Origin of the sequence: Promicromonospora kroppenstedtii DSM 19349 (assembly GCF_000515355.1) — a bacterium.
GTDB lineage: Bacteria > Actinomycetota > Actinomycetes > Actinomycetales > Cellulomonadaceae > Promicromonospora > Promicromonospora kroppenstedtii.
The window spans coordinates 170,090-172,607 of sequence record NZ_KI911760.1; the positions used below are offsets into that span (position 1 = coordinate 170,090).

Annotated in this window: 4 protein-coding genes and 1 pseudogene; 2 read left to right on the top strand and 3 right to left on the bottom strand. The window is 71.7% G+C overall.

Annotated elements, in window-relative coordinates; all coding sequences use genetic code 11:
* Both PROKR_RS36485 and PROKR_RS28085 read right to left on the bottom strand, forming a co-directional pair.
* Positions 1 to 212 (bottom strand): annotated as a pseudogene (locus PROKR_RS36485) (hypothetical protein); the annotation flags it as partial.
* Entirely contained in the window at positions 209 to 898 is a 690-nt protein-coding gene (locus PROKR_RS28085) for a CpaB family protein (RefSeq protein ID WP_051433451.1), read from the bottom strand. The pseudogene PROKR_RS36485 and the gene PROKR_RS28085, both read right to left, overlap by 4 nt.
* A 195-nt stretch (positions 899 to 1,093) precedes the next feature.
* Between PROKR_RS28085 and PROKR_RS28090 the strand changes: the two genes are divergently transcribed.
* A complete protein-coding gene (locus tag PROKR_RS28090; RefSeq protein WP_020016485.1) occupies positions 1,094 to 1,312 on the top strand; it encodes a helix-turn-helix transcriptional regulator in 219 nt (72 codons plus the stop codon).
* Positions 1,313 to 1,398: 86 nt separating this feature from the next.
* Here the strand turns inward: PROKR_RS28090 and PROKR_RS28095 are convergent, their stop codons facing one another.
* The gene (locus PROKR_RS28095; protein ID WP_036970457.1) at positions 1,399 to 1,953 is read right to left on the bottom strand and encodes a hypothetical protein; all 555 of its coding nucleotides are present in this window, start codon (positions 1,951 to 1,953) and stop codon (positions 1,399 to 1,401) included.
* Between the two features lie 153 nt (positions 1,954 to 2,106).
* On the opposite strand from PROKR_RS28095, the gene PROKR_RS36490 reads away from it, so the two are divergent.
* Positions 2,107 to 2,518: hypothetical protein (locus tag PROKR_RS36490; RefSeq protein WP_036970460.1), on the top strand; the 412-nt coding region annotated here is incomplete at its 3' end.

The following is a 2,518-nucleotide window of genomic DNA, read 5'->3' on the forward strand; positions in this document are numbered from 1 at the left end:
GCCACGGCGTCGCGGTCCAAGCCGGGCAGGTCTCCCGAGACGACGGCGACGGTGCCGGCGCCCGCCTCGGCCGCCGCCAGGAGCTCGGTGAGCTCCGCGAGGCGGCGAGCCACGGTCACCTGCGACTGCGCGCCGAGCACGGTCACCGCCGCAGCCTCCTCCTCGGGCGCCTGGACCGCGACGAGCACGGTGACGTTCCGCTCCTCGCTCATCGGACGCCGCCCGCCACGGGTACGACGGCGACGGTGCCCGCGTCCGACAGCGCGGCCAGCACCGTCGGCAGCGCGTCGCCCGGGACCAGCACGTGCAGCGTGACGGTGCCGTCCACGACGATGGCGCCGTCGTCGGCGTCCACCTGCTCGACCACCACGTCCTTCGCGAGCGTGCGCGGTTCCGGCCGGTCCGCGCCCGCCTCTCGCGTGACGGGCAGGTCGGGCACGAACCACAGGTCCACGACGGCACCGGCCTGGATCCGGTCCGACAGACCGGAGGCGACCGGTACCGCGACCGAGCGCACGTCGGCGTCCGCGCCGAGAGCCGTCAGCGGCACCAGCTCGCCGTCGTCGACCACCCGGAGCACCACCAGGTCCGCGGGCAGCGGCTCGTCGGCGGGCAGATAGCGGCCCGTCCCGGCGCCGAGCCGGACGTCGGCGGTGCGCACCGAACCGGCCGTGAGGGGCTCCCCGGGCGTGAGAGCGCCGTCGGCCACGAAGACCGGTACCGTGCGGCTCGCGGCCGAGACCACCCAGGACCCGAGGCCGATGGACAGCGCGACGATGACGAGACCGGTCACGAGCCGCGGGTCGCGCCAGCTGGGCCTGCGGAGCCGGCCGGCGGCCGGCTCGGGGAGATCCAGGCCCTGGGCAGCGGTCGCCGGGGCGGCCGGGGCATACGTCATCTCGGTCCTTCCGCGTACTTTGGTGGACTTTGTGTGGGGCGTCGAGTACAAGTTGAACCGCGAACCGGCACAGAATGGCGCACAGCCTGCGCAGAGCGCCGGAACCATAGTGATCGAACGTCGCCGATCCGGCATCAGATAAACACTTCTTGTGGATAACCCCCTCATGTCGGTGTCTCGTGCCACACTGTTCCCATGGAAAAGCGCTTTCTCTCTCTGGCTGATGTGGTCGAGACACTGAACATCTCGATGGCCCAGGGCTACGCACTGGTTCGTACCGGCGACCTTCCCGCCATCCAGGTGGGCCCCAAGAAGGTCTGGCGCGTCGAGGCAGCGGAGCTCGAGTCGTACATCGAGCGTATGTACGCAAAGAGCCGTGAGCGGCTCAAGGGTTCTGCCGCAGCGGACGGCTGAATGGCCGCGTCGCACACCGACGGGACCGGCGCACTCCAACGGAGTGACACCGGTCCCGCTCTCCATTTACGGGCTATACCGATCGGTTAGGGCGACTCGCTCACGACCAGCAGCGCCGTGAACGGAACCAGCCGGGTTCCGCGGCCGTCGAGCAGGTCGATGTCCAGATGGTCCCGGCCCACTCGCGCGACCCGTCCGCCGTATGCCCCGCGGAGCGTGCGCACGACGACGCGGGCCCGGTCCCGCTGCAGGCTCCGCAGCACCGGACCCAGCCCGAGGGCATCCCGACGCGATGTGGCCGACACCGCCTGCCGGGCCAGGCCGTGAGCAGCGGCGACGGCGGCCAGCGGCACCAGGTGCTGGCTCAGCGGCTCCGGCCGCACTCCACGCAGCAGCACCCACTCGTCCGCCGCCTCCACCACGACGCCGCGCAACGGGGCGCCGTCGAGCAGCTCCAGCGTGACCATCCCGCCGACGACGGCGCGGAACCGGTCCGCGAGCGTCATCGTCGCGTGCTCGGCCCGCGTCAGCTCGGAGACGAGCGCGTCGGCCTCGGCCGCCGACTGCGCGCGGGCCTGCGCCTCCAGGTCATTGAAGAGCGCCTCCCAGCGGGTGGGACCGACCGGCTGCACTGATGTCATGAGGAAACCCTGCGCTATCCACAGGCATCCCGCTCTCCGGTAGACACGCTTCCGGCATCGATGTTGAATAAAGATCGCCGGACGACATCAACTGATATCAAAGTTGGCGCACTGGATCATCATCGCCGAAGTTCGACCACTGCAGGGGGAACCATGACGACGCACGCCCGCGACCACATGTCGGCTGCTGACAGGCGCACACGCCGTGCGTCCGACAGGACGGCAGGAGCGCCGTCGAACAGGGCCGGCAGCACCGGGTCACAAGAGGTCGCGGGCACGAGGCGCGGGCTCCTCGGGCTGCTCGGCCTGGGCCTCGCGCTCGTCGTGGCGGCCGGCCTGCTCGGTGTGCGCACGTGGCAGGTCGGCGCGGGCCTCGGTTCGGCGTACTTCCCGGTCGAGGACATCGTCGAGCTCGCCGCGGTCGCTGTCGGTACGGCGGTGGCGGGCTGGACGGCCGGGCACGCGCTCCTCGCCCTGGCCTGCGTGCTCGCGGACCACCGGGGCACACGCTGGACGACTGCCGAGCGCGCGGTGGCCCGGCATGCGCCTGCGGTGGTGCGGCGGC

Bases quoted from the DNA above. Each gene is read 5' to 3' on its own strand.
- PROKR_RS28095 (WP_036970457.1), bottom strand. From the start codon at position 1,953: ATGACATCAGTGCAGCCGGTCGGTCCCACCCGCTGGGAGGCGCTCTTC.
- PROKR_RS28085 (WP_051433451.1), bottom strand. From the start codon at position 898: ATGACGTATGCCCCGGCCGCCCCGGCGACCGCTGCCCAGGGCCTGGAT.
- PROKR_RS28090 (WP_020016485.1), top strand. From the start codon at position 1,094: ATGGAAAAGCGCTTTCTCTCTCTGGCTGATGTGGTCGAGACACTGAAC.